Annotated in this window: 31 protein-coding genes; 9 read left to right on the top strand and 22 right to left on the bottom strand. The window is 32.6% G+C overall.

Annotation, left to right across the window (positions count from 1 at the left end; translation table 11 throughout):
* Positions 1-19 precede the first annotated feature (19 nt).
* The 10 genes from K8B81_RS18005 to K8B81_RS17960 all read right to left on the bottom strand — a co-directional run bounded on the left by K8B81_RS18005 (position 20) and on the right by K8B81_RS17960 (position 6,682).
* Positions 20-379 (bottom strand): four helix bundle protein, encoded by a 360-nt coding sequence (locus K8B81_RS18005; RefSeq protein WP_223682942.1) that lies wholly within the window; start codon positions 377-379, stop codon positions 20-22.
* Between the two features lie 97 nt (positions 380-476).
* On the bottom strand, positions 477-1,019 hold the full coding sequence (locus K8B81_RS18000; protein ID WP_223682941.1) for a plasmid pRiA4b ORF-3 family protein: 543 nt from the start codon (positions 1,017-1,019) through the stop codon (positions 477-479).
* Between the two features lie 115 nt (positions 1,020-1,134).
* Positions 1,135-1,737 (bottom strand): HPP family protein, encoded by a 603-nt coding sequence (locus K8B81_RS17995; protein ID WP_223682940.1) that lies wholly within the window; start codon positions 1,735-1,737, stop codon positions 1,135-1,137.
* Between the two features lie 108 nt (positions 1,738-1,845).
* Positions 1,846-3,150, bottom strand: a complete 1,305-nt coding sequence (locus tag K8B81_RS17990) for a chloride channel protein (protein WP_223682939.1) — start codon at positions 3,148-3,150, stop codon at positions 1,846-1,848.
* Positions 3,151-3,295: 145 nt separating this feature from the next.
* Positions 3,296-3,685 carry an SMU1112c/YaeR family gloxylase I-like metalloprotein gene (gene gloA2, locus K8B81_RS17985; protein ID WP_223682938.1) on the bottom strand — a complete coding sequence of 130 codons (390 nt, stop codon included), beginning with the start codon at positions 3,683-3,685 and terminating at the stop codon, positions 3,296-3,298.
* Between the two features lie 10 nt (positions 3,686-3,695).
* A complete protein-coding gene (locus K8B81_RS17980; RefSeq protein WP_223682937.1) occupies positions 3,696-4,232 on the bottom strand; it encodes a PIN domain-containing protein in 537 nt (178 codons plus the stop codon).
* Positions 4,219-4,572, bottom strand: coding sequence for an STAS-like domain-containing protein (locus tag K8B81_RS17975; protein ID WP_223682936.1), 354 nt, complete (start codon positions 4,570-4,572; stop codon positions 4,219-4,221). The genes K8B81_RS17980 and K8B81_RS17975 overlap by 14 nt, the downstream gene beginning before the upstream one ends.
* A 46-nt stretch (positions 4,573-4,618) precedes the next feature.
* Entirely contained in the window at positions 4,619-5,500 is an 882-nt protein-coding gene (locus K8B81_RS17970; protein WP_223682935.1) for a hypothetical protein, read from the bottom strand.
* Between the two features lie 90 nt (positions 5,501-5,590).
* On the bottom strand, positions 5,591-6,160 hold the full coding sequence (locus K8B81_RS17965) for a sugar O-acetyltransferase (RefSeq protein ID WP_223682934.1): 570 nt from the start codon (positions 6,158-6,160) through the stop codon (positions 5,591-5,593).
* Positions 6,161-6,223: 63 nt separating this feature from the next.
* Positions 6,224-6,682 carry a DinB family protein gene (locus tag K8B81_RS17960; RefSeq protein WP_223682933.1) on the bottom strand — a complete coding sequence of 153 codons (459 nt, stop codon included), beginning with the start codon at positions 6,680-6,682 and terminating at the stop codon, positions 6,224-6,226.
* Between the two features lie 141 nt (positions 6,683-6,823).
* On the opposite strand from K8B81_RS17960, the gene K8B81_RS17955 reads away from it, so the two are divergent.
* From K8B81_RS17955 to K8B81_RS17920, 8 genes are all read left to right on the top strand, one after another.
* Complete coding sequence (locus K8B81_RS17955) at positions 6,824-8,983, top strand: TonB-dependent receptor (RefSeq protein WP_223682932.1); 2,160 nt, start codon at positions 6,824-6,826, stop codon at positions 8,981-8,983.
* Positions 8,984-9,230: 247 nt separating this feature from the next.
* Positions 9,231-9,638: a DUF2141 domain-containing protein gene (locus tag K8B81_RS17950; protein WP_223682931.1), complete on the top strand. Its 408-nt coding sequence runs from the start codon at positions 9,231-9,233 to the stop codon at positions 9,636-9,638.
* A gap of 37 nt (positions 9,639-9,675) precedes the next feature.
* Complete coding sequence (locus tag K8B81_RS17945; protein ID WP_223682930.1) at positions 9,676-10,299, top strand: tetratricopeptide repeat protein; 624 nt, start codon at positions 9,676-9,678, stop codon at positions 10,297-10,299.
* Positions 10,300-10,321: 22 nt separating this feature from the next.
* The gene (locus K8B81_RS17940; RefSeq protein WP_223682929.1) at positions 10,322-11,683 is read left to right on the top strand and encodes a 2TM domain-containing protein; all 1,362 of its coding nucleotides are present in this window, start codon (positions 10,322-10,324) and stop codon (positions 11,681-11,683) included.
* A 2-nt stretch (positions 11,684-11,685) separates the two neighbouring features.
* A complete protein-coding gene (locus K8B81_RS17935; protein ID WP_223682928.1) occupies positions 11,686-11,985 on the top strand; it encodes a 2TM domain-containing protein in 300 nt (99 codons plus the stop codon).
* A gap of 2 nt (positions 11,986-11,987) precedes the next feature.
* Positions 11,988-12,293: a 2TM domain-containing protein gene (locus K8B81_RS17930; RefSeq protein ID WP_223682927.1), complete on the top strand. Its 306-nt coding sequence runs from the start codon at positions 11,988-11,990 to the stop codon at positions 12,291-12,293.
* A gap of 18 nt (positions 12,294-12,311) precedes the next feature.
* Positions 12,312-12,680, top strand: a complete 369-nt coding sequence (locus K8B81_RS17925; protein WP_223682926.1) for a 2TM domain-containing protein — start codon at positions 12,312-12,314, stop codon at positions 12,678-12,680.
* Positions 12,681-12,728: 48 nt separating this feature from the next.
* Entirely contained in the window at positions 12,729-13,496 is a 768-nt protein-coding gene (locus K8B81_RS17920; protein WP_223682925.1) for a LytR/AlgR family response regulator transcription factor, read from the top strand.
* Positions 13,497-13,731: 235 nt separating this feature from the next.
* Here the strand turns inward: K8B81_RS17920 and K8B81_RS17915 are convergent, their stop codons facing one another.
* The 3 genes from K8B81_RS17915 to K8B81_RS17905 are packed head-to-tail and all read right to left on the bottom strand — an operon-like array spanning position 13,732 to position 16,592.
* On the bottom strand, positions 13,732-14,757 hold the full coding sequence (locus tag K8B81_RS17915; protein ID WP_223682924.1) for a COX15/CtaA family protein: 1,026 nt from the start codon (positions 14,755-14,757) through the stop codon (positions 13,732-13,734).
* Positions 14,758-14,769: 12 nt separating this feature from the next.
* Entirely contained in the window at positions 14,770-16,203 is a 1,434-nt protein-coding gene (locus tag K8B81_RS17910) for a CCA tRNA nucleotidyltransferase (protein ID WP_223682923.1), read from the bottom strand.
* A gap of 14 nt (positions 16,204-16,217) precedes the next feature.
* Complete coding sequence (locus tag K8B81_RS17905) at positions 16,218-16,592, bottom strand: GxxExxY protein (RefSeq protein ID WP_223682922.1); 375 nt, start codon at positions 16,590-16,592, stop codon at positions 16,218-16,220.
* Positions 16,593-16,954: 362 nt separating this feature from the next.
* Here K8B81_RS17905 and yaaA point away from each other — a divergent pair, with 362 nt between their 5' ends.
* Positions 16,955-17,713, top strand: a complete 759-nt coding sequence (gene yaaA, locus K8B81_RS17900; RefSeq protein ID WP_223682921.1) for a peroxide stress protein YaaA — start codon at positions 16,955-16,957, stop codon at positions 17,711-17,713.
* A gap of 129 nt (positions 17,714-17,842) precedes the next feature.
* Here yaaA and K8B81_RS17895 read toward each other — a convergent pair whose 3' ends face one another.
* The 9 genes from K8B81_RS17895 to K8B81_RS17855 all read right to left on the bottom strand — a co-directional run bounded on the left by K8B81_RS17895 (position 17,843) and on the right by K8B81_RS17855 (position 24,970).
* Positions 17,843-19,432: an MDR family MFS transporter gene (locus K8B81_RS17895; RefSeq protein WP_223682920.1), complete on the bottom strand. Its 1,590-nt coding sequence runs from the start codon at positions 19,430-19,432 to the stop codon at positions 17,843-17,845.
* A 5-nt stretch (positions 19,433-19,437) separates the two neighbouring features.
* Complete coding sequence (locus K8B81_RS17890; protein WP_223682919.1) at positions 19,438-20,517, bottom strand: HlyD family secretion protein; 1,080 nt, start codon at positions 20,515-20,517, stop codon at positions 19,438-19,440.
* A 12-nt stretch (positions 20,518-20,529) separates the two neighbouring features.
* Complete coding sequence (locus tag K8B81_RS17885; RefSeq protein ID WP_223682918.1) at positions 20,530-21,852, bottom strand: TolC family protein; 1,323 nt, start codon at positions 21,850-21,852, stop codon at positions 20,530-20,532.
* Positions 21,842-22,471, bottom strand: a complete 630-nt coding sequence (locus tag K8B81_RS17880) for a TetR/AcrR family transcriptional regulator (RefSeq protein WP_223682917.1) — start codon at positions 22,469-22,471, stop codon at positions 21,842-21,844. Before K8B81_RS17880 ends, K8B81_RS17885 begins: the two co-directional genes overlap by 11 nt.
* Before the next feature lie 336 nt (positions 22,472-22,807).
* The gene (locus K8B81_RS17875; RefSeq protein ID WP_223682916.1) at positions 22,808-22,957 is read right to left on the bottom strand and encodes a type II toxin-antitoxin system RelE/ParE family toxin; all 150 of its coding nucleotides are present in this window, start codon (positions 22,955-22,957) and stop codon (positions 22,808-22,810) included.
* Positions 22,948-23,190: a hypothetical protein gene (locus tag K8B81_RS17870; protein ID WP_223682915.1), complete on the bottom strand. Its 243-nt coding sequence runs from the start codon at positions 23,188-23,190 to the stop codon at positions 22,948-22,950. The genes K8B81_RS17875 and K8B81_RS17870 overlap by 10 nt, the downstream gene beginning before the upstream one ends.
* Positions 23,191-23,401: 211 nt before the next feature.
* The gene (locus tag K8B81_RS17865; protein WP_223682914.1) at positions 23,402-23,656 is read right to left on the bottom strand and encodes a hypothetical protein; all 255 of its coding nucleotides are present in this window, start codon (positions 23,654-23,656) and stop codon (positions 23,402-23,404) included.
* A gap of 116 nt (positions 23,657-23,772) precedes the next feature.
* Complete coding sequence (gene trpA / locus K8B81_RS17860) at positions 23,773-24,534, bottom strand: tryptophan synthase subunit alpha (protein WP_223682913.1); 762 nt, start codon at positions 24,532-24,534, stop codon at positions 23,773-23,775.
* A 118-nt stretch (positions 24,535-24,652) separates the two neighbouring features.
* Positions 24,653-24,970 carry a gamma-glutamylcyclotransferase family protein gene (locus K8B81_RS17855; RefSeq protein ID WP_223682912.1) on the bottom strand — a complete coding sequence of 106 codons (318 nt, stop codon included), beginning with the start codon at positions 24,968-24,970 and terminating at the stop codon, positions 24,653-24,655.
* Positions 24,971-25,002: the final 32 nt, after the last annotated feature.

Raw genomic sequence — 25,002 nt, 5'->3', positions numbered from 1 at the left:
GTTGTTAAGTTAGTAAGGTTTAGTTTCTGTATTTTATTTTTTTTATAATTGAAACTAACATTCTTTCTACTTCACGGCTATCCTCGTATAAGTTATTAAAATCGTCTTCTTTTAGATACGAGATATTTTTTGCGATTTCTAATTGTGTTTGCATTTCAAATAAAGAACCAACTGAAATATTTAAAAATCGTAAAAGATCTTTGTCACTTTCTTTGCCAGATCCTTCTGCAATATTACTTGGAATAGAAATCGAACTACGTCTAATTTGTGAAGTTAATCCAAAGATTTCTTCTTTTGGAAAATTATTTGTTGAATAATAAATTTTGGTAACCAAGGACATTGATTTCTGCCAGATCAAAAGTTTTCTGAAATCACTCATTTTTATTGAATTTAAATTTTAGTAAAAATAAGAAAATTCCTAAAATAAAAAAACCTCAGAAACTTAGCAGCTCAGAGCCTTAGAACCTTAAAAAAAACTAATTCCAATTCTCCTCAAAACCGAAATCCTCAAAGCTGTCGTCTCCTTCGAACATGTCAAGATCGTCTTCATCTAGATCATCTTCAAATTCACCGTAGATATCATTGTGCATATCATCAGATTCGAAGTTTTTTTCTGTAGCTTCATCAGGCATTTCACCGTGTGAAAATAAAGTTTCGGGATAAGTAACTCCAACTTGTTCATCTTCGATAGCAGCCAGTTCAACTAAGAAAGTCCACATGCTGATGAAATCATAAACGTATATAATCTTCGTATTTTGTTTGTCTAAAATACTAGATAACGGATAATCGTTCATGGTTCTGATTTCGCCGGGAATATCTCCTGTGTCAAAAAGCGGAATTTCATCTTCCTGATTCCATGTGTCATCACAAGTATAAAATGAAGCCACTTCAGAACCGTCAAAGCCAAAAGCGTTGAAAATTGCATTGTGTAAATCCTCAAGGGTATCATCTTCAAGAATTGCAATGTCTCTAAAAATATCTTCTTCGGCGTCCAGGATTACTCTAAATTTATAAACCATAATCTTTGTATTTTTGAAAAGCCAAAGGTAAAATATAAATTATGATTTATGAATTAGTAATTACGATTTGTTGAAAACATTTTAGGGAAAATTAAATTCACTAAAACAAATCTGTTTATTGTTTTTTCGCCAGTCGTTTTCTGATTTTGTGATAATGTTTATGATAAGTGCTATGGCTTGGATAAACCCTGCTTGAAGTCATGTTATTGAATATTAGCGCTGTAATGAGCAAAATTAAAACGCCAATTAATACCGGAGAAAAGACGTACATATAACCCAAACTTTTTATTTTATCCGAACCAATGATCGCAATTAATGCAGTCGCTCCTCCTGGCGGATGCAAAGTTTTAGTAATCTGCATTAAAATTATAGCGAGTGAAACTGCCAAAGGTGCTGCAATCCAGATAATATCCGGTGCTAATTTATGAACGGTAACACCAATGAATGCTGAAACTAAATGTCCTCCAACTAAATTCCTTGGTTGAGAAAATGGACTCTGAATAATTCCGTATACAAGTACGCTAGAAGCTCCAAAAGAACCAATTAGATATACCGCGTCATTACCTGAAAAATGCATCGATTGAATGTAAGCCAGAATTCCAATACCGACAAATGATCCTAAAAAAGACCAAAAATGTTCTTTATAATCAACTAGAGTTTCTTTGTAAAGAATATAACGTGTTTTGCGATATCCTCTTTTTATTTTTTGAACAGGCATTTTGTAATTTTGTTTGCTATAATTGATTTTTCGTTATGTTTTTAAATACACTTTGCTGTACGTAACAATGGTTAAGATTCTGTTAATCGATGGATTATTAGCCTGAAATTATTTTGTCATACTTGGAGAATAACTATATACCGTATAGGGATAAATCATTTTTGCAGTGTATTTCGAAATTAAACAAACAACAAGAATAGGAAAAAATAAGGTGTAATCGTTTGTAAGTCCGCATACCAAAAATATAGCTGTAAAAGGGGCATGGATGCTGGCACTTAATACCGCTGCCATTCCGATAATCATAAAGTTAACCGGAATTACATGAACCTGAAAAAAAGTATTTAAAACGGAAGCCAGTAATAATCCTAAAAAAGCCCCTATAAAAAGGCTTGGTGCAAAAACTCCTCCATCGCCTCCGGAAGCTAATGTAATGGAGGTTACAATGGGTTTAAGGAGTAATATACCAATAAAAGTTAACGCTAAAGTAAATGTCATAATTTGGTTTGGAGCAATAAAACTGGTTTTAATTGCATGATATCCCTCTCCGTACAATTGCGGAAAAATAAACAGTGAGATGCTTAAAACCGCAGAGCCAATTATGATTTTGTAATAATGCCTGTCAATTTTTCCGAATTGGGATTTAAAAAACAAAACACATCGGGTCAGGTAAACAGAATTCATTCCGGCCAAAATTCCTAAAAGAATAAAATACGGAATCGCTTTTAAATGCCAGGTTGTGATTGAAATAGCAAACAGAGGTCCTTCTTTTAGGATAGTAAGTAATCCAAAAGCAATAGAAACCGCTATGACATTTGATATGATAAATGCCCGGGTCACTTTTCTTGAAATAACTTCAAAAGCAAACAAAATTCCTGCAATCGGACTGCTGAATAATGCTGTAACTCCGGCAGCAACTCCGGCACAAATTAATTCGGTTTTGTATTGACGGAAAACATTTTCTTTTTCGTGAGCTACAGACCCAATTGTTGCAGTGGCGACTACTGTAGAAACTTCGATTCCGGTTGAGCCTCCAAAAATAACAGTTAACAATCCGTTGATGAAGTGAGAAGGGATTTTATAAGAAGGTAAATTTTTAGATTTAGAACCGGTACTTTCAAAAACCTCTTTGATTCCTTTGTTTTCTTTTTTCTTAAAAAGATATTGTCTTAGAAAGTAAATTACAGATAATCCGAAAACGGGAAAAATGATATAAAAAATGGGATTTACCGATACTTCGTGAAAGAAGATTTCCTCGTAATATTCTGTAATTCTTTTAAGTGAAATTCCGAGAAAAGCAGAGAGAAAGCCAATTAATAAGGAAACAATAACTAATTTTCGAAACTTAATAAATTGATGATTTTTTTTGATTTGCGCCGTTTTGTTCATCAGACTATAAATTTTGTAGTATCGCATATTTTATGCGGATTACAAAATTAGAGAATCAAATTGGGTTTTAAATAAAAAATACTCAGTATATTATGTTAAAATTGAGGATATAAGAAAAATCTTTCAGTGTGTTTTGGTTAGCATAGCGACGAAATATCTCACACAATTATCATCATCTTTCATAAAATTCTATTGGTAATAAATCAGGATCGGTGATAAAAGTAAATCGTTTTTCGGTGTTTTCATCTATCCGGATAGGTTCTGATTCAATGTTTTTAGAATTCAAAAGAGCAACAGTTTCATCTAAATTAATAACTTCAAAAGCTAAATGGCGCAAACCCACAGCTTCAGGCCTTGAAGGTCTTTTTGGGGGATTTGGGAATGAAAATAATTCGACAATATAAGTGCCGTTTAGAGCTAAGTCGAGTTTATAAGACTGACGTTCCTCCCGGTATATTTCTCTAATAATTGTTAAGCCTAAAACTTCAGTGTAAAAAGCTTTAGATTTTTGATAATCGGAGCATAAGATAGCAATATGGTGAACTTTGTTTATGGTAAGCATTATATTCTGATTATGAAGTGATAATGTCAATTTTAGAATCTAATTTTAGAAAATCTTTATCATTTGTAACAATCTTATAATCGTTTAGTTTTGATAATTCAAAAATGTATGCATCATTAAAATCTACATTTTTAAAATTTTCTTGAATGTTATCTATATCAATGCAGTGGAAACTATCCGATACCGCTTGAATATTAGGTAGTTTTAAAATCTTGTTTATTGATTTTTTTATTACTTCTGCTGAATTTTCATAGGCTTTACTCCCAACAAAATCAGCTTTAAATTTTGCATTGATAATCTTTTCAACAGAAACCCATTGATCAAAATCTCTTCGAAGTAAAACGTTTGCATATTCAGAGATGACCATTGAGGAAATAAATATAGGTTTATCTTTTATTATTAAATCTTCTAATAATTTAGAATATTTTTTTTGATCGCTATTTTGAAAATCAGCAATGGTTCCAAAAAGTAATAGCCAAACATTTGTGTCAAAAAAAAATTGGTCAGTAAAACCAATTTTTAAATCTTGAATTTTAATCGTCGCCATAGATTGCATTGTTAGAATTTTTTTCAAAATCTTCTTTATTGGCAAAATATTCTTTAGCCCTTTGAATTACATCAATAAATAAACTTCGATCTTCTAATTCGACATTTTTGAGTTTTAAATATTCATTCAGAAAATCAGGAGTGTATTCTTTCTTACCGTATAATTTCCCTATTGCAGCATTCAAAAATGCTGTAATCATTATTGTAATACCCGCAAAATCTAATTCTATCTTTTCTTTCTTTTGCAAACATGAATCAATCATTTTGAAAACTTTTTCTCCATTTTCAGTTGATACTGCAAGCTCCGAATTAATTATATCTTTAATAATTAGATGCTTCATAATTATAGAATTATTTCATTAATAATGTGGCGCAAAGTTACGCCATTTAAAATATATTTTCAAAATCGTCTTCTTCACTTTTTAATGAGTAGTAATTAGAATCATTTAGATTAAATTTAATATTTACTATCGTCCCTTCAAAAATAGATGCTAATTTCTTTTTAGTTACATTTTCATTTTTATATTCATAAAAACCATCTGATGAAATGACTTGAATTTTGCCTTTATTATATTTTATAAATTCAAAAATTACTGCAAGACCTAATCCTCCAGAAGTATCACCACTTTTGGTTGTATTTCCTTTTTTCATTGCCCATTCAATTGCATCTGCAGCATCGAGATCTTCATTGTGAAATGCGGAAACATTTTGTTTGATATTTACTCCTTTATCAACTATTGTAAAGTGTAAAGGTTTGTCTGGTTTTCTAGGATAAAATTGACCACAACTATGTATATAATCACATTGTCCGTGAGTTCTGGCATTTTCGTAAATTTCAAAAATATTTCTAGTGATTTCTTTTCCCAATTTTTCACTATGCGATGGAAACTGTTGTTTTTTTAAAAGTTCTTCTTGGATATACCTATTGAAGCCAACATCGTCATTAGGTGTGAATTTTTGATACTTTAAAACAGTGTTATTGTAATCTGAAATTTTTTGAAATCCAAAAGGCAGTAAAAACTCATTTTTTCTTAATATCGTCTCTACTTGTGGTTGAATATTTATGATTTTAATAATATTTCTTTTTGCTTCTAGCATTTCAAAAATTGTCCCAATCAATGCACATAAATTTGCTTCAAGAAAAGTAACTCTACTAAAGTCAAATGTAATCTCTGTATTTTTAATATAGTTATATTTATTTAACCAACTTATTATATAATTATAACCTTCGAATTCACTTCTAATATCATTCGGAATTGTTATAGTCATCGTTACACTATTTGTATCAAATATAACTAAATTAATATTTAAAAATTATATTTATAAAAAGTGCTTTTTTTATATCTTTAAAAAATGTGATTAAAGAGTTTTAGATTTGTTTAATTTGCGAATTACCTTAGCCGGATTTCCAACAGCTAACGAATTGTCGGGGATATTTTTGGTAACAACCGATCCGGCTCCAATAACACAACCTTTTCCTATTGTTACCCCCGGACAGATTACAGAATTACCGCCAATCCAACAGTCATCTCCAATAGTAACGGGATAAGCGTTTTCTAACGTTTTTCTTAATTCAGCGTCAAGCGGATGTGAAGCCGTATAAATCTGAACATTGGGTGCAATAAATACATTTGACCCAATAGTTACAGTTGCACAATCCAAAACGACACAATTTACATTAAAATAGACATTGTCTCCCGCAATAATATTATATCCGTAATCGCAATGAAATGGGGGCTCAATATAAAAACCGGTTCCGGTATTCGGAATCAATTCCTTTAAAATTTCTTTTGCTTTTTTAGTAACCCGGTACTCTTTTACATTTAAACTATGAAGCAGGTTTTTTGCTCTCCTGCGGCCTTTTACTAATTCAGCATCAAAAGCATTGTAGTATTCACCGCTGATCATTTTTTCTTTCTCTGTTTTCATAATTACATTTTATTCATAGAAATTTCTCTGATGTCTTTTTTGCTATATTGACTAATTGTAGATTTACAGCATTTTTTTCAAAATAACAATCTGCCCTAAATGATAAACATCGTGCTGAATGATTCCGTGAATGTGTTCGTAATAGGTGTGATTATTGTTGGTATATATTTTTCCTAAATCAGCATCATCAAAATCTTCAAAGAAAGCATTCCAGGCTTCCTGTGATTTTGCAAGGTTTTGAAGTGACTGCTCCCAGGCAGCTTCAGATGGATCCAGAACAGGTACAAAATAGTTATGATCCGGAGTGATGATTACTTCTCCCTGCATACGTTTTAAAATGTTTCTTCTCCATTGAATAAGATGATTCACGATTTCCCAAATTGTATTCAGATTCGGATTTACTTTCCTGTATGCCTGTTCGGCAGTCACATCTCTTAACGTATGTGTTAAAGTAACTTCCAGCCAGGGATTTCCATTATAAATGGACTGATATAGATTTGAAATTCTTTTACTTTCTGACATAATAATGTTTTTTTTCAATTCATAGCTAAGATACAAATTAGTATTTTACAACTCATCCCCAAAATTCTACAATTGGGTTATTTAATATTTTTTAACAAGAAAAGTTAAAATACATTTGCTTCATCAAAATCAAAAGAAGACATGAAAACCAAATTATTTTTAACAATACCTTTTTTATTTTTTACAGCATTTATTTTCGCTCAAAATACTATTTCAGGAAAAGTTCTCGACCAAAAAGGAAAACCGGTTGTTGGTGCCAATATTTATCTGGACGGAACATACGATGGCGCAACGAGTTCTGAAACAGGAGAATTTTCTTTTGAAACTACAGAAACCGGAAATAAATTTTTAGTGGTAAGCTTTTTGCTTTTCGAAACTTTCAAAACAGAAATTGATGTTGCCAATTATAAAGACCAAACAATTAAATTAAGAGAAAATATAAATGCTTTGGATGCTGTTGTCATCACAGCCGGAACTTTAGAATCTGGAGAAAAAGCAAGAGTATCTGTTTTAAAGCCACTGGATATTGTGACTACAGCAGGTTCTGCCGGAAATATTATAGCGGCTTTACAAACGCTGCCGGGAACACAAAGTGTGGGGGAAGACGGACGTTTGTTTGTACGTGGAGGTGAAGCAAACGAAACCCAAACTTTTGTAGACGGAATTCGAGTAGCACAGCCATACGGTGCTACAACTAATAATTTACCAACCCGAAGCAGATTTTCTCCTTTCTTATTTAGCGGGATTGCTTTTTCTACCGGAGGTTATTCTGCTGAATATGGTGAAGCATTATCTAGTGTTTTGCTTTTAAATACGCAGGATGAAGAAGATCACGAAAAAACTGATATCGGATTTATGACGGTTGGTTTGAGTTTAGGAAACACACAAAAATGGAAAAAAAGTTCCTTAAGTGTAAATATGATGTACGTTAATCTGGCACCTTATCAGGCAGTGATTCCACAAAATGTAGATTGGAATAGTCCGTATCAGTCTTTAGGAGGCGAAACGGTTTACAGATATAAATTTACAAACGGAATTTTCAAACTTTACGCTTCTTTCGATTCAGAAAAATTCGATTTAAATCAGAAAAATATCAATTTTGAAAATCCGATCAGAACAGATATGAATAATAATAATTTTTATCTGAATTCATCTTACAAAGGAAGTATCGGACCAGGATGGCAGCTAACATCAGGAATTAGTTACGGTTACAGCAAAAACAAATTGAAATATGATATTACTGGTATTGAGGGTCAGGAAAATGCGGCACAGTTAAAACTAAAATTATCAAAAAAGGTTTCCAATTATTTTAAATTGTCTTTTGGTGCCGATTATTTCGTTACAAAATACAACGAAGATATTGCTACTGCTACATCTTTTGAAAACGGTTACGATTCAAATATTTTTGCATCTTATGCAGAAGGAGATGTTTCATTCTCTAAAAATCTAGCTTTGAAAGTTGGTTTAAGATATTCAAACAACAGTTTATTAAACGAAAATAATATTGCACCAAGAGCTTCATTAGGTTATAAACTTTCAAAATCGAGTCAGTTTTCTTTTGCTTACGGAGATTTTACGCAGACTCCGGTTGTGGATTATATTAAATATTCAAAATATCATCAGTTTGAAAGTGAAAAAGCAAGTCATTATATTTTAAATTACACGTTTTCAAAACCAGGACAATTGCTTAGAACAGAATTTTATTATAAAAATTATAAAAATTTAGTGCAGTACGATACCAGGGATATTCAGTACAATTCGGTTTTCAGTAACAGCGGTTCAGGCTACGCAAAAGGTTTCGATTTGCTTTGGAGAGACAGCAATTTGTATAAAAACTTAGAATATTGGATTTCATATTCTTATATAGATTCGGAAAGACAATACAAAAACTTTCCCAATGTGGTAACACCAAGTTTTGTAGCCAATCATAATTTATCAGTTGTAACGAAATATTTTATAACAGACTGGAAATCGCAAATTGGTTTTACAAACAGTTTCAGTTCAGGACGTCCATATAATGACCCAAACCAAACACAGTTTATGAATGGAAAAACAAAATCATATAACAGTTTAAGTTTTAACTGGGCATATTTATTGACCACACAAAAAATTCTCTATTTCTCTGTTTCAAATATTTTAGGAACACAAAACGTTTTCGGATACGATTATGCCAGAAATCCGGATTCAGGCGGCGTTTATCAAAGACAGGCTATAGTTCCAACCGCAGACAGATTCTTCTTCGTAGGTTTCTTCTGGACCATTAGCCAGAACAAAAATGAGAATCAATTAAAGAATCTTTAAAAAGGCTCTAAGCTGCTAAGTTTGTAAGCTACAAAGGGAAAAACTTAGCATCTTAGACGCTTAGAACCTTAGCAACTTTAAAAAGAAACAATTCAGTAGCCAAAATCAACAACTCAGTATCATTTAATTTTATAACACTAAAAACCAGCATACTTTTGAAGTATAAATTAATAACCAGAGTTTTAATCATCAATAAAAAAATAAAATCGCAGAATTTTAGTAAATCAGAACCTTAAAAAAAGAAATCATGACCAAAATTATTACCCTTACTATCTTGTTTATTTGCAGCTTAATGTCTGCTCAAAATGTAAAATTAACTGTTACTGTTTCAGGTGTAAAAAACAATAGGGGAGCTGTTAAAGTTGGATTATATAATTCAGAAGGAACTTTTCTGAAAACAACTTACAAGAGCCTTGCTTCTGAAATTAAAAATAACAAAGCAGTTGTAATATTTGATAATCTTCCTGCTGGTGAATATGCGATTTCTACTTATCACGATGAAAATAATAATGGGAAACTTGACAGAAACGCAATGGGAATCCCATCTGAAGATTACGCAGCTTCAAACAATGCTAAAGGATTTATGGGGCCACCTTCCTATACAGATGCTAAATTCACTGTTGGTAAAGACTCTAAAATTGAAATTACATTATAAAAAACTAATCCTGTTAAACCATTAAATAACTTATAAAATGAAAAAAATCATCACATTAATCACACTATTTGTAGTGGTATTAGCTTCAGCTCAGACACAATTTGAAAAAGGAATGGAGAAGGCTTTCGGACTTTGGAAAGAAGGCAAAAACGACGAAGCTTCAGCAATGTTTGAAAGAATTGCTGCAGCAGAAAAAACCAGCTATCTGCCAAATTATTATGTTGCATTAATCAACACCACATCTGTTTTTACTGAAAAAGATAAAACAAAGATCGATTTGTTATTGACAAAGGCACAAGATGCTTTGGATAAGGAAATCATAAAAGATCAGAACAATGCCGAGTTATATGTTTTGCAGGCTTTGATTTATACAGGATATGTTGTCGCTGACCCAATGACAAACGGAATGAAATATTCGGCAAAAGTGATGGAAGCCTACGCCAAAGCCAAAGCAATTGATCCTAATAATCCAAGAGCGGTATTTGGTGAGGCAGAATATCAGCTGGGTGGTGCAAAATGGACAGGCGTAGATACAAAACCTTTATGTGCGCAGGTTGATAAAGCTATTGAACTTTTCGGTACATTTAAACCAGAAAGTCAGTTTTCGCCAAAATGGGGATTAGACAGAGCTTTGGAAGCACAAAAAAGTTGCAAAAAATAAAAAATAATTTAAGCTGATTATAATGAAAGATAATGGAAATACATATGCAGATCTAAAAAGCGGAACAATTGTTTCTTTTAAGATTTCCATGATTTTTACGGTAATATTTTCAGCTTTTTTGGGAGATGACTTAAATGTTCAAAATGTTCTTTTAACTTTTTTTATAAGCTGTCTTTATTCTTTTGGAGTAGGTTTTGGCAACGGATTCCTTAACGTTCTTCTGGATAAAAAATGGGATTGGCTGGAGCAGACGAACCTGAGGGTTTATTACGGAATCATGGTTACCATATTGTATACTGTTCCAGTTGTTTTAGGAATAAATTATTACATTTTTGTTTATCTCCAAAGTATGCCAGTCGATAAATTCTTTAGTGAAAGAATGATTTGGGTACATCTTTTTTATATCATTTTGTCATTGGCGGTATCTACCTTTATGCAGGCGAGAAGCTTTATGGTAAAATGGAAACAGGCATCAAAATTCGAAATAACGCAGCAAAAGATTATCGCAGGAACGGCAAATGCCAAATTCGAAAGTTTAAAAAATCAGATCGACCCACATTTTCTTTTTAACAGTCTCAATGTGTTAAGTTCTTTGATTGAAGAAAACCCGGATAATGCACAGCGGTTTACCACTTCTTTATCTAAAATTTACCGATATGTTTTAGAGCAAAAAGATAAAGAGCTGGTTTCTGTTGAGGATGAATTGTCATTTGCAAAAACGTATATGAATCTACTGAAAATGCGTTTTGAAAACAGTTTGTTTTACGAATTGCCAACAGAAAATATCAATCCGGATGCAAAAGTGGTTCCGTTGTCGCTGCAGCTTTTATTAGAAAACACAGTGAAACATAATGTAGTAAGTGAACAAAAACCATTGCATATCAAAATTTTTACAGAAGGAGATTATCTTGCCATTCAAAATGATTTTCAGAAAAAGGAAGTTTTACAGGACAGGCAGGGAGTTGGGCTCCAAAATATTGTAAATCGATACGGAATTGTAACCAACAGAAAAGTTTTGATTGAACAAAATGAAAAAACATTTACGGTTAAGATTCCGATTTTAACGAAACAAATAGCAGTTATGGAAACAAATGCAGACTATAGCGATGAAAGTAAAGCTTATTTCAGAGCTAAAAAAAGAGTTGAAGAATTAAAAGGATTTTACGCAAATGTAATTTCGTATTGTTGTGTGATTCCGTTTTTAGTATTTATCAATTTGAGGTATTCTCCCGGATTTCAGTGGTTTTGGTTTTCGGCTTTAGGCTGGGGATTTGGGGTTGTAATGCATGCTTTTAAAGTTTTTGGTTACAGTTCAGACTGGGAAGAAAGAAAGATCAGAGAGATTTTGGAAAAGGAAAATAATAAACAACAAACCTGGAAATAATTATGGAAAAGTATGCTGCTGCAGAACGTTATTATGAGGCTCAGGAAAGAGTGAAAAAAATCAGAAAGTTTTATGAACATCTGACAGTATATTTTCTCTGTAATCCAATTGTTATAATGGTAAATCTTATAACTTCACCAGGTTATTTATATTTTTGGTTTTCCTTGCTGGGCTGGGGAGTTGCAATTGTTTTACACGGATTGAAAGCTTTTGATTGTTTTCCTTTTTTTAGTAAAGAATGGGAGAAAAGAAAGATAGATGAGATTTTAGAAAAAGAAAATAATAGACAAAAATGGGAGTAATCATGGAAATAAATTATAACGAAGAAGATAAATATTACCAGGCTAAAAAGAAAGTCGAGAATATTAAAGGGTTTTATGGTAATTTGACTTCTTACATTGGGGTTAACATTGTATTGATTTTTATTAATTTCTATACAACACCAAATCACTTATGGTTTTACTGGCCTTTGATGTGGTGGGGAATAGGAGTTGTTTTTCATGGATTAAAAGTTTTTGAAGTTTTTCCGGTTTTTGGAAAAGGATGGGAAGAACGGAAAATCAGAGAAATCATGGAGAAAGAAAAAGAGAACAAAAATAAATGGCAATAACTTTTAAAACAAAATAAAATGGGACGTTGTAGAAGACGCTTTTACGAAGAGTACGGACAAGAATTTGAAAATGATGAAAGTTTTGAAAGAGCATACAAAAAAATAAAAAGAATCAAGGGTTTTTATTCGCACTTAAAAATATATTTAATTGTAAATGCAATCATTATTATTTCAAATATAAACAGGGATTTTGTTGGAAACAGATTTGATGAGAGCGGATTATTTGAATGGCATACGTATTCGACAGCCTTCTTTTGGGGGATTGGTTTATTGATTCACGCTTTCACCGTTTTCGGGCCTGATTTGTTTTTTGGATCAGAGTGGGAACAGAAAAAAATCCAGAAATACATGAACAAAGAATCTCAAAACACCAATAAATGGGAGTAACTTTACCAGTGTAACCAAAACCAGATTTTAATTTTTCAAATTTAATAAATGACCACCTTAATTATAGAAGACGAAAAACCGGCTGCAAGATTATTACAACGAAAATTAGAAAAATTAGACATTGCTGTGCAAACTATGCTGCATTCTGTAGAAGAATCTATCCATTGGTTTGGCAATAACGCGCATCCTGATTTGATTTTTTTGGACATTCAGCTTTCGGATGGCTTATCGTTTGAAATTTTTGAAAAAATAGATATAAAAAGCGCTATCATTTTTACAACTGCTTATGATGAGTATGCATTGAAAGCATTCAAGCTAAACAGCATAGACTATCTTTTAAAACCAATTGATGAAGATGATCTTGAAACGGCTGTTGCAAAATACAAAAACAGAATCCCGAAACAGGATAATGCAAATCAAAATCTACAGCTTGATTTTGAACAAATACGACAAATGCTTTCAAATCCTTTTGAAAAAACTTACAGGGAAAGGTTTACAGTTAAAATCGGGCATCATTTAAAGGTAATTACCAAAGATGAAATTGAATGTTTTTTTAGTGAAAATAAAGGCACTTACATTCATACCTACGATAATCGTGATTATTTAATTGATTCTACATTAGAAATTCTGGAGCAGGAGCTGAACAAGAAAGATTTCTTTCGCGTAAGCAGAAAATTTATAGTACCGTTAAAAGCAATCAAAGAAATTCAGGTATATACCAATTCCCGTTTAAAAATCATTTTGCCAACTTATAAAGATGATGAGGTTATTGTGAGCCGTGAAAAGGTACAGGATTTTAAAAATTGGTTGGGGTAGGTTTTTTTGTGAGATGTGAGATGTGAGAAGAAAGAAAATGTCGTTTCTACGGAATTTTGGAAAACCTTCATTCCGAATCAATAGATTTTTAGAAAAAGAGCCATCGGCTCGATACATATTGTAGGGCCGGATTTCAATCCGGTTTTGGATTATATAAAACTATATTAAACTATATTAAACGTATCAACAAAAAAGAGCTGAAATTTCAGCTCTTTTTTAGTTTTAAAAATATCGATTATTTGCTCAATCTATGCAATGTGTAGGTCATCGCACTTAAAAGTAAAAATGCCATAATCTGATGAATTAATCCTAAAGCCAAAGGCACACTGTACAATAAAGTGAAAACGCCAAGGGCAAACTGAACAAAAACAAAAATCACCAAAATGTTAATTCCTTTTGACTGGGTATCGGTAAGTGAATATTTTTTGCTTTTGAAATACAGAAAAAGAATAATCGCCACTACTGCATACGCAAAAGTTCTGTGCACAAACTGAACACCACTTTTTCCTTCAATTAAATTTTTGATTAGAGAAGACTGTTCAATAAAAACCGATTCATGAATAAATTCTCCGTCACTCATTAATGGCCAGTGATTGTGAATTAATCCTGCGTTAAGTCCGGCTACAAATCCACCATAAATAATCTGGATCAATAAAGCTACTAAAGCATATCTTGCGATTTTACGAAGCGGAAGAATTTTATTGATGTTTCTTTCCGGATAAATCAGATCAAGCGCTACCCAAAGTGTGTAAGCAAAAGTGATAAAAGCAAAAGTAAGGTGCAGTGAAAGTCTGAAGTGGCTTACATCCGGATTGTCAATTAACCCGCTGCGGACCATAAACCACCCAAGAAAACCCTGAAAACCGCCCATTGCCAAAAGAACAATGCATTTTTTAATGGTTGGAGTGTCTAATTTCTTTTTGATTAAAAAGTAAACAAAAGGTACAAAGAAAACCAGTCCGATGATACGCCCGATGAAACGATGAAACCATTCCCAGAAATAAATGAATTTATAATCTGCCAATTGAAAATCGTTGTGAATATTGATTTTCTGATATTCTGGAAACTTTTTGTATTCATCAAAAGCAGCTTGCCATTTAGCTTCTGTTAAAGGTGGAAATGTGTCGGTTACCAAGTGCCAGTCGGTCATAGATAAGCCTGAATTGGTTAAACGAGTAATTCCACCCACGATGACCATTAAAAATAATAAAACACAGCCCGATAGTAACCAAATGATTACTGATTTATTTTCTTTTTTCATTTTATAAAGTACTTATTTCTCTATTTTTTTCAGCCCTAACTTTTGAGCTCTTTTAATCACAAAATCATAAGCAGCCTGATATTCATTCGGAATATCGCCTTCTAAAATAGCTTCTTTTACCGCTTCTTTCAAAAACCCAATTTCACGTGAAGGTTTCAAATCGAACATTTCCATAATTTCTTCTCCAGAAATTGGCGGTTGGAAATTACGAACGTGATCACGCTCTTCAACTTCAACAATTTTCTTGCGGACAACTTCAAAATTTTTATGATATTTCTTGAATTTCGCTGGATTCTTGGTTGTGATATCAGCTTCACACAAAATCATTAAATCTTCTACATCTTCACCCGCATCAAAAACCAAACGACGAACAGCGCTGTCAGTTACTATATCCTGCGCCAGAACAATCGGACGTGAACTCATAATAACCATTTTCTGAACGAATTTCATTTTTTGATTTAAAGGCATGTGCAAACGTTCGAAGATTTTCTTAGCCATCTTTCCGCCTAAAAATTCGTGTCCATGAAAAGTCCAGCCTTGTTTTTTATTGAAACGTTTTGTTGGCGCTTTCCCGATATCATGCAACAATGCAGCCCATCTTAACCAGACATCATCAGTATTTGGGCAAATGTTATCAACGACTTCAAGCGTATGATAGAAATTGTTTTTATGTGTATGGCCTTCAATTTCTTCCACCTGATTCAAAGCTGTCAATTCAGGTAAAATTAAATCTAAAAGCCCGGTTTTATATAAAAGTAAAAATCCGGTTGAAGGTTTGTCTGTAGAAAGAATTTTATTTAGTTCATCTACGATTCTTTCACCAGAAATAATTTTGATTCTTTCCGCATTTTTTGTGATGGCATTCAATGAATTTTCTTCAATTTCGAAATTCAATTGAGTAGCAAAACGAATCGCACGAAGCATACGCAATGGATCATCAGAATACGTAATATCAGGATCTAAAGGCGTTTTAATTGTTTTGTTTTCTAAATCGGTTAAACCGTCAAAAGGATCTAAAAGAGCACCAAAGTTATTTTCGTTTAAAGATAAAGCCAGGGCATTGATTGTAAAATCGCGGCGATTTTGATCGTCTTGCAAAGTTCCGTTTTCCACAATTGGATTTCGGCTGTCTCGGGTATAAGATTCTTTTCGGGCACCGACAAACTCGATATCAGTATCTTCAAAACGTAACATCGCTGTTCCATAAGTTTTAAAAACCTGGACTTTTGGTTTTTTAGGAAGTAAATCAGAAACCTTTAAAGCAAGTTCAATTCCGCTTCCAACAGCAACAACATCAATATCTTTTTTCGAACCCCGGTTTAAAAGCAAATCACGAACAAATCCGCCGATCACATAAGAGTCAACGTTTAATTCCTGAGAAGCTTTCGAAATGATATCGAAGATTTTGTTTTGTAAAGCAGTTTTGTAGTTTGTTTGTATAGCCACGAATTCACTAATTTTTATAAAATAATACGTTTGTGTTCAAGTGAAGCAGAATTGAAGTTTGCCAAAATTGCTAAATTATTCTTGGAAACTTTTAGATAATTAAGACACTGTGAAATATATTTTGGATGTAAATAATCGCTTGATTTTATTTCAAGTATAATTTGATCAAATAAAACGAAATCAGCGTAAAATCTGTGATCTAATATTATGTCTTTATAATTTACTAAATATTCTTTTTCTCTTTCAAATGGGATATTGGCTTTTTTGAACTCATATTCTAAAGCATCTTTATATACAATTTCAGAAAATCCACCACCTAAATTCCTATGAACATCAAATAAAATTCCCATTATCTGATAGCTTTCCTGCTGATACAATATTTTTGTCATGATCTAAATTTTTTCGCCACGAATTCGCGAATTTTTCTAATTAATTTAAAAAAGTCAATTCGTGATTTCGTGGCTATCTATTTAGAATACAACTTTCAATTTTTTGTATTGAAAATGTTTTTGGAATTTCTGATTGCAAATTTACAACATAGAAAATGCCTTTTATAATCTATCGTTGACTTTTTTGAATAAATTCACAATTTTGCATTTTAATTTATAAAAATAAAAAGCAAGAGCAGTGAATTACACGAATTAATACAAATTAAACGTACAGAAAAAAAAATAATTCGTGAATTCGTGGCGGAAAAAAATATTATTTTAGGAATTCAATTTGTATTTTTGAATCATACAAAAACGTACAAATGAAAATTGTTATATCTCCGGCGAAATCTTTGAATTTCGAAAAAGAATTACCAACATCTCAATATACTGAGCCTTCATTTTTAAAAGAAGCGAGAATAGTTCATAAAATTGTAAAACAAAAAAAGCCAGCCGAATTATCCCAATTAATGTCAATTTCAGAAAAACTGGCCGATTTAAACTGGAAAAGAAATCAGGATTGGAAAACGCCTTTTACTCCAGCAAATGCACGTCCGGCAGTTTATACTTTCGACGGGGACGTTTATACTGGTTTAGATGCTTATACAATTCCGTTAGAGAAATTAGATAGTTTACAAGACAAATTAAGAATATTGTCAGGACTTTACGGTCTTCTAAAACCGCTGGATTTAATGCAGGCCTATCGTTTAGAAATGGGAACTAAAATGCCGGTTGGTGAATCTAAAAACCTTCACGATTTTTGGAAACCGACTGTTACTAAAGCTTTAAACAAAGAATTGAAAAAAGATGAATTATTCGTGAATTTAGCAAGTAACGAATATTTTTCTGCTGTTGATGTAAAAGCGTTGAAAGTGCCTGTCATTACGCCAGACTTTAAAGATTATAAAGACGGAAAACTAAAAATGATCAGTTTCTTTGCGAAAAAGGCGAGGGGTATGATGGTGCGTTATATTATTGATACCAATGCAGAAACAATAGATGATTTAAAAGGGTTTAATTACGAAGGATATCAGTTTGATGCGAATCTTTCTAAGGGGAATCATTTGGTTTTTACGAGGTAATTTTGTTTTATTTGTTTCATGTTTCACGTTTGATTTTGAAACTGATTATTGTTAAAATGATTTATAAAAACAACGCCGAATTCTAATTGTTGAATTCGGCGTTTTGAGTATTATAAATTATTATTAGCATTAATGCATTGCGTCGGCTGCATTAATTTTGTTCTTCCCTTTTTTGATAAAGAGAATAATCGGTATGCAACATAAAAACATAATTCCTAAATAAAGGAAAATATCCATGTAAGCCATCACAGTACTTTGTTTCATTACAGAAAGATCAATAGCCTGATAGGCTTTTTTCAAAGCAACATCGGCACTGTAACCTTTTGCCATGAAGGCGTGCTGCATACCTGCAAGACGCTGTTGTACTTCGAATTTGGCCGGATCTAAATTGTTAATTAAATCTACTCTGTGCGACTGGCTGAAGCGCGTGATGAACGTAGTAATAATAGCAATTCCAAAAGATCCGCCTAATTGACGCATCATTCCTGTAAATGCTGCTCCTTCGCCAATTTGTTTTCCTTTTAAGGTAGAAAGAGAAAGCGTCGTAATAGGAACGAAAAGTAATCCTAAACCAATTCCTCTTAAAATCAACGGCCAGTACATGTGCTCAACACCCGTATCAGGTGTCATACGGCTGTACATCATAAAAGTGAAGAAGAAGAAAATTAAAAATCCTACTCCCACCATATAACCCTGAGGTACACCTTTCTGAATCATATTCCCCACAAACGGCATCATAAGCGCTGTTGTAATCGAACCCGGAATTAATAATAATCCGGCATCAGTTGCGGTCCATCCTAAAATCGACTGCGTATAAATTGGGATAATCAATGTTGAACCGTATAGACCAAAACCAAGGATAAAACACATTACCGTTCCAATTCTTAAGTTTCCGTCTTTTAGAACACTTAAGTTCACGATTGGATATTTATAAGTAAGCTCTCTCCAAATAAATAAAACCAATCCTAAAACTGTTACAACACTTAAGGTTACAATTAAAGAATCGTTAAACCAGTCGTCCTGTTGTCCGTGCTCTAATACGAATTGTAATGAACCAATAAAGGTACTCAACAAAATAATTCCCCACCAGTCAACCTGATTTGCTTTTAATTTCTCTCCATATTTCGGACTTCTAACGAAAGTTAATGCCAAAATAGTAGCAATAATTCCCAACGGAATATTGATGTAGAAAATATAAGGCCAGGAGTAATTATCAACTAAATAACCTCCCAAAGGTGGTCCAAGAGTTGGTCCAACAATTACGCCCATTCCGTAAATTGCCTGTGCCATTCCTCGTTTTGCTACAGGATAACTTTCTGTAATAATCGTTTGAGCTGTTACCAGTAGTGCTCCACCACCCATACCTTGTACGAATCGAAAAGCTACCAGTTCCCAAATATTTGTGGCATTTCCACACAAGAAGGAACAAACGGTAAATATTATGATCGAAGCCACAAAATAATTTCGTCTTCCAAATTGCTGTGATAGCCAGCTCGTCATCGGAATTACAATCACATTCGCAATCGCGTATGCTGTAATTACCCACGCAACGTCAGTCAGGGTTGCCCCAAGACTTCCGCGCATGTCTGTCAGTGCTACGTTTACAATCGTAGTATCTACAATTTCCAGCAATGCACAAAGTACTGCCGTAATCGTAATGATTACACGTCTGTAGCCGTATTCTACTAAATCGTCGTCTCCTTGTACTGCTGCTGTCATTTATTTTATTTCAAATGTACATCTACATCCACATTCATTCCAGGACGTAATAATTCAACTTTTTTAGGATCGTTTGAAGAGTCTAAACTAATTTTTACCGGTAATCTCTGAATCGTTTTTACGAAGTTTCCTGTTGCATTGTCAGGAGGTAATAATGAAAAACGGGATCCTGTAGCAGGAGAGAAAGAAGTAACAGTTCCTTTAAATTCATAATTAGGATAAGCATCTACTTTTAAACTCACTTTTTGCCCCACAACCATTTTGTTCAATTGTGTTTCTTTAAAGTTTGCTACAACCCATGCTTCATTGTTGTTGATAATATAAAATAAAGACTGACCTGGCTGAACCAATTGTCCCGGCTGAATATCCACTTTAGAAACCTGGCCATCAATTGCAGCAGTTACTACTGTGTAAGTAAGATTCAGTTTAGCTACTTCAAGCATAGTTTTTGCTTTTTTGATATTAGCTGCAGCTACTTCTGTTTGTTTATCAGAAACTTTAGATTTTGACTGGATAACCGATTTTTGGAATGAACTTGCTCTTTGTTGCTGCTCTAAAACACGAACCTGATTTTCGGCTTCTTCTTTCGCTGTTAATGCCTGCTCGTATTGTTGTTTCGTAATCGTATGCGTTTTATATAAATTATTATAACGGTTGTAGTCGTTTGTCAATTGTCTGAGTCTGATTTTAGCACTTTCTATAGAACCGCCAGCCGATTTCATTTGAGCATCAGAAACATTAATGCTTGCGTAGGCACTTCCGATATCCGCTTTTGCAGCTTCGTACTGACCTTCAGCTCCTAATAAAGCTGCTTGTGCTTCATCAATTTTCAATTGATAATCCCTCTTGTCAATTGTAAACAAAGTATCTCCTTTTTTTACAAAATCATTATCTTTTACATATACTTTGCTAATGTATCCCGATACTCGTGGAATAATCGGATTCATTCTTTTCTCGATCTGGGCATCATCTGTTTCTTCGTGTGCCTGAGAGTGTAAATATTTTGAAATTCCGTAAGTTCCTCCTACTAAAATCAAAATGGTTAGTATAATGATGAATTTTTTATTTGTCTTTTTCTTTTCCATGAGAGCTAGCGATTATATTTTAGAAAGATTGAATGATTGAGATAATTGTCCGGATACCGAAAGTAATTCATAATACTTTTGGATAATAGTTGCTTTTGATAAAGCAGTATTGATTTTAGCGCTTAAATGTTCTACATCAGCTTCAACAAGATCATTGGTGTCAGATAAGCCGTTGTCGAATTTGTCCTTTACCAGTCTGTAGTTTTCAGATGCCTGCTGTAATGCTTCATCATAAACCACACTCTGATTAATAGCTAAATCATAATCTTCAATAGATTTTTGAACTTCTACTTTGATGCGGTCGCTTAAAAGTGCTTCAGAATTTTTTACTTCCATCGCTTTACTTTCAGCTTCTTTTACGTGCGAATTGTTTTTTAGAATTCCCGATAAATCATAAGATAGTCCAACGCCGAAATTCATAGCATATTTTACAGTAATAAAATCTTTAAGATCGAAAGCCGTATAACCTCCCAATAATGCTAAAGTTGGATAATAACCAGCTTTTGCAACTCTAATGTTTGCCTCACTTGCTTTAGATTGTAAACGGACAGCTTCTAAATCTTTTCTGTTTTCTAAAGCTAATGCGTCAGATGTTGGGGCATTGCTTGTTTTTAAATTAAAGAAATCCTGCTCGTTAACCTGAAGTTTTACCGAAGGATCTAATTTAAGCAATGTTGTAAGATAAAAATTGATGTTGTTGATGTTGTTGTTCGCTTCATCAATAGATAATTGTGTTTTAGAAACCATTAATTGTGCTTTCAATAAATCATTTCTCGGGATAATTCCATTTTTTTCTAATTCGGTAAAATCAGTTACACGCTGTTTCGCCTGTTTCTGGTTTTCGTTTAAAAGATCTAATGTTTTTTGGGCTTTATACAATGCAGTATAATAGGTAATTACGCGAAGTGCAACATCTTCTTTCGTTTTAGCTGCATTCGCAGTTTCTGCTTCGTATAAACTTTCGTAAGTATCAATACTGCTTTGAATTTTAAATCCCGAAAAGATTGGCAGACTAAGATTTGCCATTCCTAACATAGCACGGTCCGGAGATGCCATAGGCTCAGAACTTGCCTGGTCGTTGTGAAGGTCAATCGAAGCTTTTCCTAAACGCTGGTATTGCCCCGAAATTTTTAAGTCCGGATACTGATTATTCTTAACCGACTGTAATTCGTATTTTTTTGTGTTTACCTTAGTATTGGCAAGTGTAACTTCGTTACTCTTTTCCCACGCCAGCTTAACGGCTTCGTCTAAGGTTAAACTTGTTTTTTCTTGTGCTTCTATTGAAGAAATTCCGATAAAGAAAACTCCAAAGAGCATTAATTGACTAATTTTCATAAACAAGTAGTGCTTTTATAGTTTGTTGAATGTGGTTTTTAAGAATCGTTTTGATGTAATTATCATACAACTCTTCCGTGTTTAAATTCAGTAATTCGACGAAGAAAGGTTTATTCATATGAAAATGAAAAAAAGTACCCATAATTGTCGGAGTGATAAGCGGAATAATTATATCTTTTCTAAAAATTCCTTTAGACTGGCCTTCATGAATAATTGTTTCTAATGACTTTAAATTGCCTTTTTTCAATTCTGTGAAAACGGCTAAGCTATTTTCTCTTTTTTTTGAGGTAAGTTCGAAATGTAAAACCCTGAATATCCCTTTGTTACAATTGATTCGGTTGATGTAAATCTCAACTAATTTATTTACTTTATCAAGAGGTTCGAGTTTTTCGTGCTGTAAACTTTCGATTTGTAATTTTAAATCGGCTGTTTTATGAATTATCAAAGCTTCAAGCAGTTTTTCTTTAGAACCAAAATAATACGAAACCATGGCAATATTAATTTTTGCCTCTTTAGAGATGTCCCGTATAGACGTTCCTTCAAATCCTTTTTCCGAAAAAAGTTTCTCGGCTACTTTCAGAATTTGAATTTTTTTATCGTTTAATTCGATGTTTGACATAGCGTGTTTTCTAATCGGGTACAAAATTAAACAGTTGTTTAATTTAAACACTTGTTTAATTTTGTTTTAACGTAATATTAACATAAAACGGTTTCGATAATTTGTGTTAATTTTATGTTTTTGAAATAAAAAAAGCTGAAACACCTTAGTATTTCAGCTTTATATAGTCTATTTGATTAATTTTATTTGTACTGGATTTTGTCTGGTGTCAAATACATTAGCGATATAAACAATGTTTTTTTGTTCATCAATCCAGTAAATGATTTTGTAATTTTTAAAAACTGAATATCTAAAATCCTGAATTCTTTCAGATAAAAGTTCTTCTCTTTGACCGCCTTAAGCATTATATTCAAGTGAAAGTGAACAATCTATTAAACCACTAATTAATTTTTTTGCAACTTTAACTCCTGCTTTATATTTATAATATTCAAAAATATCTGTAAGCTTATCTTCTGCAAATTGAGTCCAATAAACAGTTAATCCCATTTTTGAACTCTTGATTTTAAATCTTTTGCAGGAACGATTCGACTTTGTTCAGCATCATGTAAAGATTGATCAATTTCTCTGTTGAATTGATCAAAACTCATTGGATGCATTTCTAAATCTAATAATTCAGTTTTTTTTTCATGAAGTAAATTTTCGAGTCTAATTATAACTTCTTCATTTTGAAGTCTTAGAAATTCCTGAACAAATGATATTTTACGAGCTTCTAAATCCATAATGATTGATTTTATTCAAAGGTATAAAGAATTAAATAAACTTGTATAAAAGAAAATAAGAAACAACTTTATCTTTATTTGCTTTTATTAAATATTTTTTTAGCTTCTAATCGGTTTTTCTAAATATATCAGATCCAAATTTTTCAAGTATTAATCTATCCATTAGATTTGAATAACAAGTTGAATAATCTGTTATAATACAACCTCTATATTATATGTTTATTGAATATTTTCTTTTTAGATAATCTTCATAAAATTCATCAAATCCAATTTCAGATTTTCTAGTCATTTTTATTTGTAAGCCATATGAATTGTAAATTCCTTTTTGAAAGTCTGCTCTGGCATTATCTTCACCTTCTTTACAATTTCCTAAGGATATTGAATCATTTTGAACATGATTTTGATTTTCCTGCGAATTTCCTATAATTGATATAAATGAAAGTGTAATTATAAGTATTAGTTTCATTCGAATAATTTAAATTAGTTTTTAAAATTATGATAGTAATCTAATAGCTTAATAATTAAATATAAAACGACATCTAAAAAATAAATGTCGTTTCAATTTTATAAAAAAGAAAAAAATTATCGAATCTCACCAACAAATTTTTCAATCTTACCACTTCCGCTTTCGCTTAAATGTTTAATAAAAGCACTTCCAATAATAGCGCCTTTTGCATATTTTGTAGCCTGACTGAAAGTTTCTTTATTCGAAATTCCGAAACCTACGATTTGAGGATTCCGTAGATTAAGATTTGAAATTCTCTCAAAATATTCTTCCTGAACATCTCCAAAACCAGATTGTGATCCCGTAACACTTGCCGAACTTACCATATAAATAAATCCATTTGAAACGCTGTCGATAAAACGAATACGCTCGTCTGAAGTTTGTGGTGTAATTAAAAATACATTGATTAAACCATATTTTTCGAAAATAGCTTTGTATTCGTCTGCATAAACGTCAACCGGAAGATCCGGGATAATTAAACCGTCGATACCAATTTCCGCGCATTTTTTACAGAAAGCTTCAACTCCGTATTGCAGCATCGGATTAAAATATCCCATAATAATCAACGGAATTTTTACGCTTTCGCGAATGTTTGCCAGCTGGTCAAAAAGCAGCTGAGTGGTCATTCCGTTATGAAGTGCTGAGGTTGAACTTGCCTGAATGGTTGGTCCGTCTGCTAAAGGATCACTGAAGGGTAGCCCAATTTCGATTAAATCTATACCGTTTTTTTCTAAATCCTGAATAATCTGAACGGTATCGTTTAAGTTTGGATATCCTGCAGAAAAATAAATAGAAAGGATCTTTTTATCTTCTTGTAATTTTTGAGTTATTCTGTTCATTTTAATAATATTTTGTTTCTCCTGCAAGGTTTCCAAAATCTTGTAGGTATTGTCTTTTGTTAATGTAAGCCTGCCAGATTTTTGAAAGTCCTGCAAATTAAATGAATCTCTTTTCAGATTAATTTTCAATATAAATCCATGCAACAACTCCTGACTTCAGTGTTATTTGAACTCTTTTGTAAGCATTGGATTCGAATTGATCAGCTTTTGCGAGGTCAGCACTGGAAATAGTGTAAACAATACCGTCAACTGCATCCGATGGATTTTCACTTGGCGTTGCTACAAAATAGTCTTCAATTCCAAATTCTTCTTCTATCTGAAGGTCTTTCAGTTTATAACCTGTTAACTGGTCTGGTGTTCCAGTCAACAGTTTATTAAAAACCTGCATCTGAATTTCTTTTGATTGTAATGTTCCGTAGGAGAATATCTGTTCCATAAATCTTTATTTTTCTCGTTATCTGTTTGCGT

The organism is Flavobacterium hibisci, from assembly GCF_020026925.1.
Taxonomy (GTDB): Bacteria; Bacteroidota; Bacteroidia; order Flavobacteriales; family Flavobacteriaceae; genus Flavobacterium; species Flavobacterium hibisci.
The sequence above is the reverse complement of the archived record's forward strand: the minus strand, read 5'-3'. Positions and strand labels throughout refer to the sequence as shown.

Bases quoted from the DNA above. Each gene is read 5' to 3' on its own strand.
- trpA (WP_223682913.1), bottom strand. From the start codon at position 24,534: ATGAACAGAATAACTCAAAAATTACAAGAAGATAAAAAGATCCTTTCT.
- K8B81_RS17965 (WP_223682934.1), bottom strand. From the start codon at position 6,160: ATGAAAACAGAGAAAGAAAAAATGATCAGCGGTGAATACTACAATGCT.
- K8B81_RS18005 (WP_223682942.1), bottom strand. From the start codon at position 379: ATGAGTGATTTCAGAAAACTTTTGATCTGGCAGAAATCAATGTCCTTG.
- gloA2 (WP_223682938.1), bottom strand. From the start codon at position 3,685: ATGCTTACCATAAACAAAGTTCACCATATTGCTATCTTATGCTCCGAT.
- K8B81_RS17870 (WP_223682915.1), bottom strand. From the start codon at position 23,190: ATGGATTTAGAAGCTCGTAAAATATCATTTGTTCAGGAATTTCTAAGA.
- K8B81_RS17990 (WP_223682939.1), bottom strand. From the start codon at position 3,150: ATGCGATACTACAAAATTTATAGTCTGATGAACAAAACGGCGCAAATC.
- K8B81_RS17975 (WP_223682936.1), bottom strand. From the start codon at position 4,572: ATGAAGCATCTAATTATTAAAGATATAATTAATTCGGAGCTTGCAGTA.
- K8B81_RS17855 (WP_223682912.1), bottom strand. From the start codon at position 24,970: ATGGAACAGATATTCTCCTACGGAACATTACAATCAAAAGAAATTCAG.
- K8B81_RS17955 (WP_223682932.1), top strand. From the start codon at position 6,824: ATGAAAACCAAATTATTTTTAACAATACCTTTTTTATTTTTTACAGCA.
- K8B81_RS18000 (WP_223682941.1), bottom strand. From the start codon at position 1,019: ATGGTTTATAAATTTAGAGTAATCCTGGACGCCGAAGAAGATATTTTT.
- K8B81_RS17920 (WP_223682925.1), top strand. From the start codon at position 12,729: ATGACCACCTTAATTATAGAAGACGAAAAACCGGCTGCAAGATTATTA.
- K8B81_RS17925 (WP_223682926.1), top strand. From the start codon at position 12,312: ATGGGACGTTGTAGAAGACGCTTTTACGAAGAGTACGGACAAGAATTT.
- K8B81_RS17875 (WP_223682916.1), bottom strand. From the start codon at position 22,957: ATGGGATTAACTGTTTATTGGACTCAATTTGCAGAAGATAAGCTTACA.
- K8B81_RS17970 (WP_223682935.1), bottom strand. From the start codon at position 5,500: ATGACTATAACAATTCCGAATGATATTAGAAGTGAATTCGAAGGTTAT.
- K8B81_RS17995 (WP_223682940.1), bottom strand. From the start codon at position 1,737: ATGCCTGTTCAAAAAATAAAAAGAGGATATCGCAAAACACGTTATATT.
- K8B81_RS17915 (WP_223682924.1), bottom strand. From the start codon at position 14,757: ATGAAAAAAGAAAATAAATCAGTAATCATTTGGTTACTATCGGGCTGT.
- K8B81_RS17885 (WP_223682918.1), bottom strand. From the start codon at position 21,852: ATGAAAATTAGTCAATTAATGCTCTTTGGAGTTTTCTTTATCGGAATT.
- K8B81_RS17940 (WP_223682929.1), top strand. From the start codon at position 10,322: ATGAAAGATAATGGAAATACATATGCAGATCTAAAAAGCGGAACAATT.
- K8B81_RS17945 (WP_223682930.1), top strand. From the start codon at position 9,676: ATGAAAAAAATCATCACATTAATCACACTATTTGTAGTGGTATTAGCT.
- K8B81_RS17890 (WP_223682919.1), bottom strand. From the start codon at position 20,517: ATGGAAAAGAAAAAGACAAATAAAAAATTCATCATTATACTAACCATT.
- K8B81_RS17935 (WP_223682928.1), top strand. From the start codon at position 11,686: ATGGAAAAGTATGCTGCTGCAGAACGTTATTATGAGGCTCAGGAAAGA.
- K8B81_RS17930 (WP_223682927.1), top strand. From the start codon at position 11,988: ATGGAAATAAATTATAACGAAGAAGATAAATATTACCAGGCTAAAAAG.
- K8B81_RS17980 (WP_223682937.1), bottom strand. From the start codon at position 4,232: ATGGCGACGATTAAAATTCAAGATTTAAAAATTGGTTTTACTGACCAA.
- K8B81_RS17865 (WP_223682914.1), bottom strand. From the start codon at position 23,656: ATGAAACTAATACTTATAATTACACTTTCATTTATATCAATTATAGGA.
- K8B81_RS17905 (WP_223682922.1), bottom strand. From the start codon at position 16,592: ATGACAAAAATATTGTATCAGCAGGAAAGCTATCAGATAATGGGAATT.
- K8B81_RS17960 (WP_223682933.1), bottom strand. From the start codon at position 6,682: ATGTCAGAAAGTAAAAGAATTTCAAATCTATATCAGTCCATTTATAAT.
- K8B81_RS17950 (WP_223682931.1), top strand. From the start codon at position 9,231: ATGACCAAAATTATTACCCTTACTATCTTGTTTATTTGCAGCTTAATG.
- K8B81_RS17895 (WP_223682920.1), bottom strand. From the start codon at position 19,432: ATGACAGCAGCAGTACAAGGAGACGACGATTTAGTAGAATACGGCTAC.
- yaaA (WP_223682921.1), top strand. From the start codon at position 16,955: ATGAAAATTGTTATATCTCCGGCGAAATCTTTGAATTTCGAAAAAGAA.
- K8B81_RS17880 (WP_223682917.1), bottom strand. From the start codon at position 22,471: ATGTCAAACATCGAATTAAACGATAAAAAAATTCAAATTCTGAAAGTA.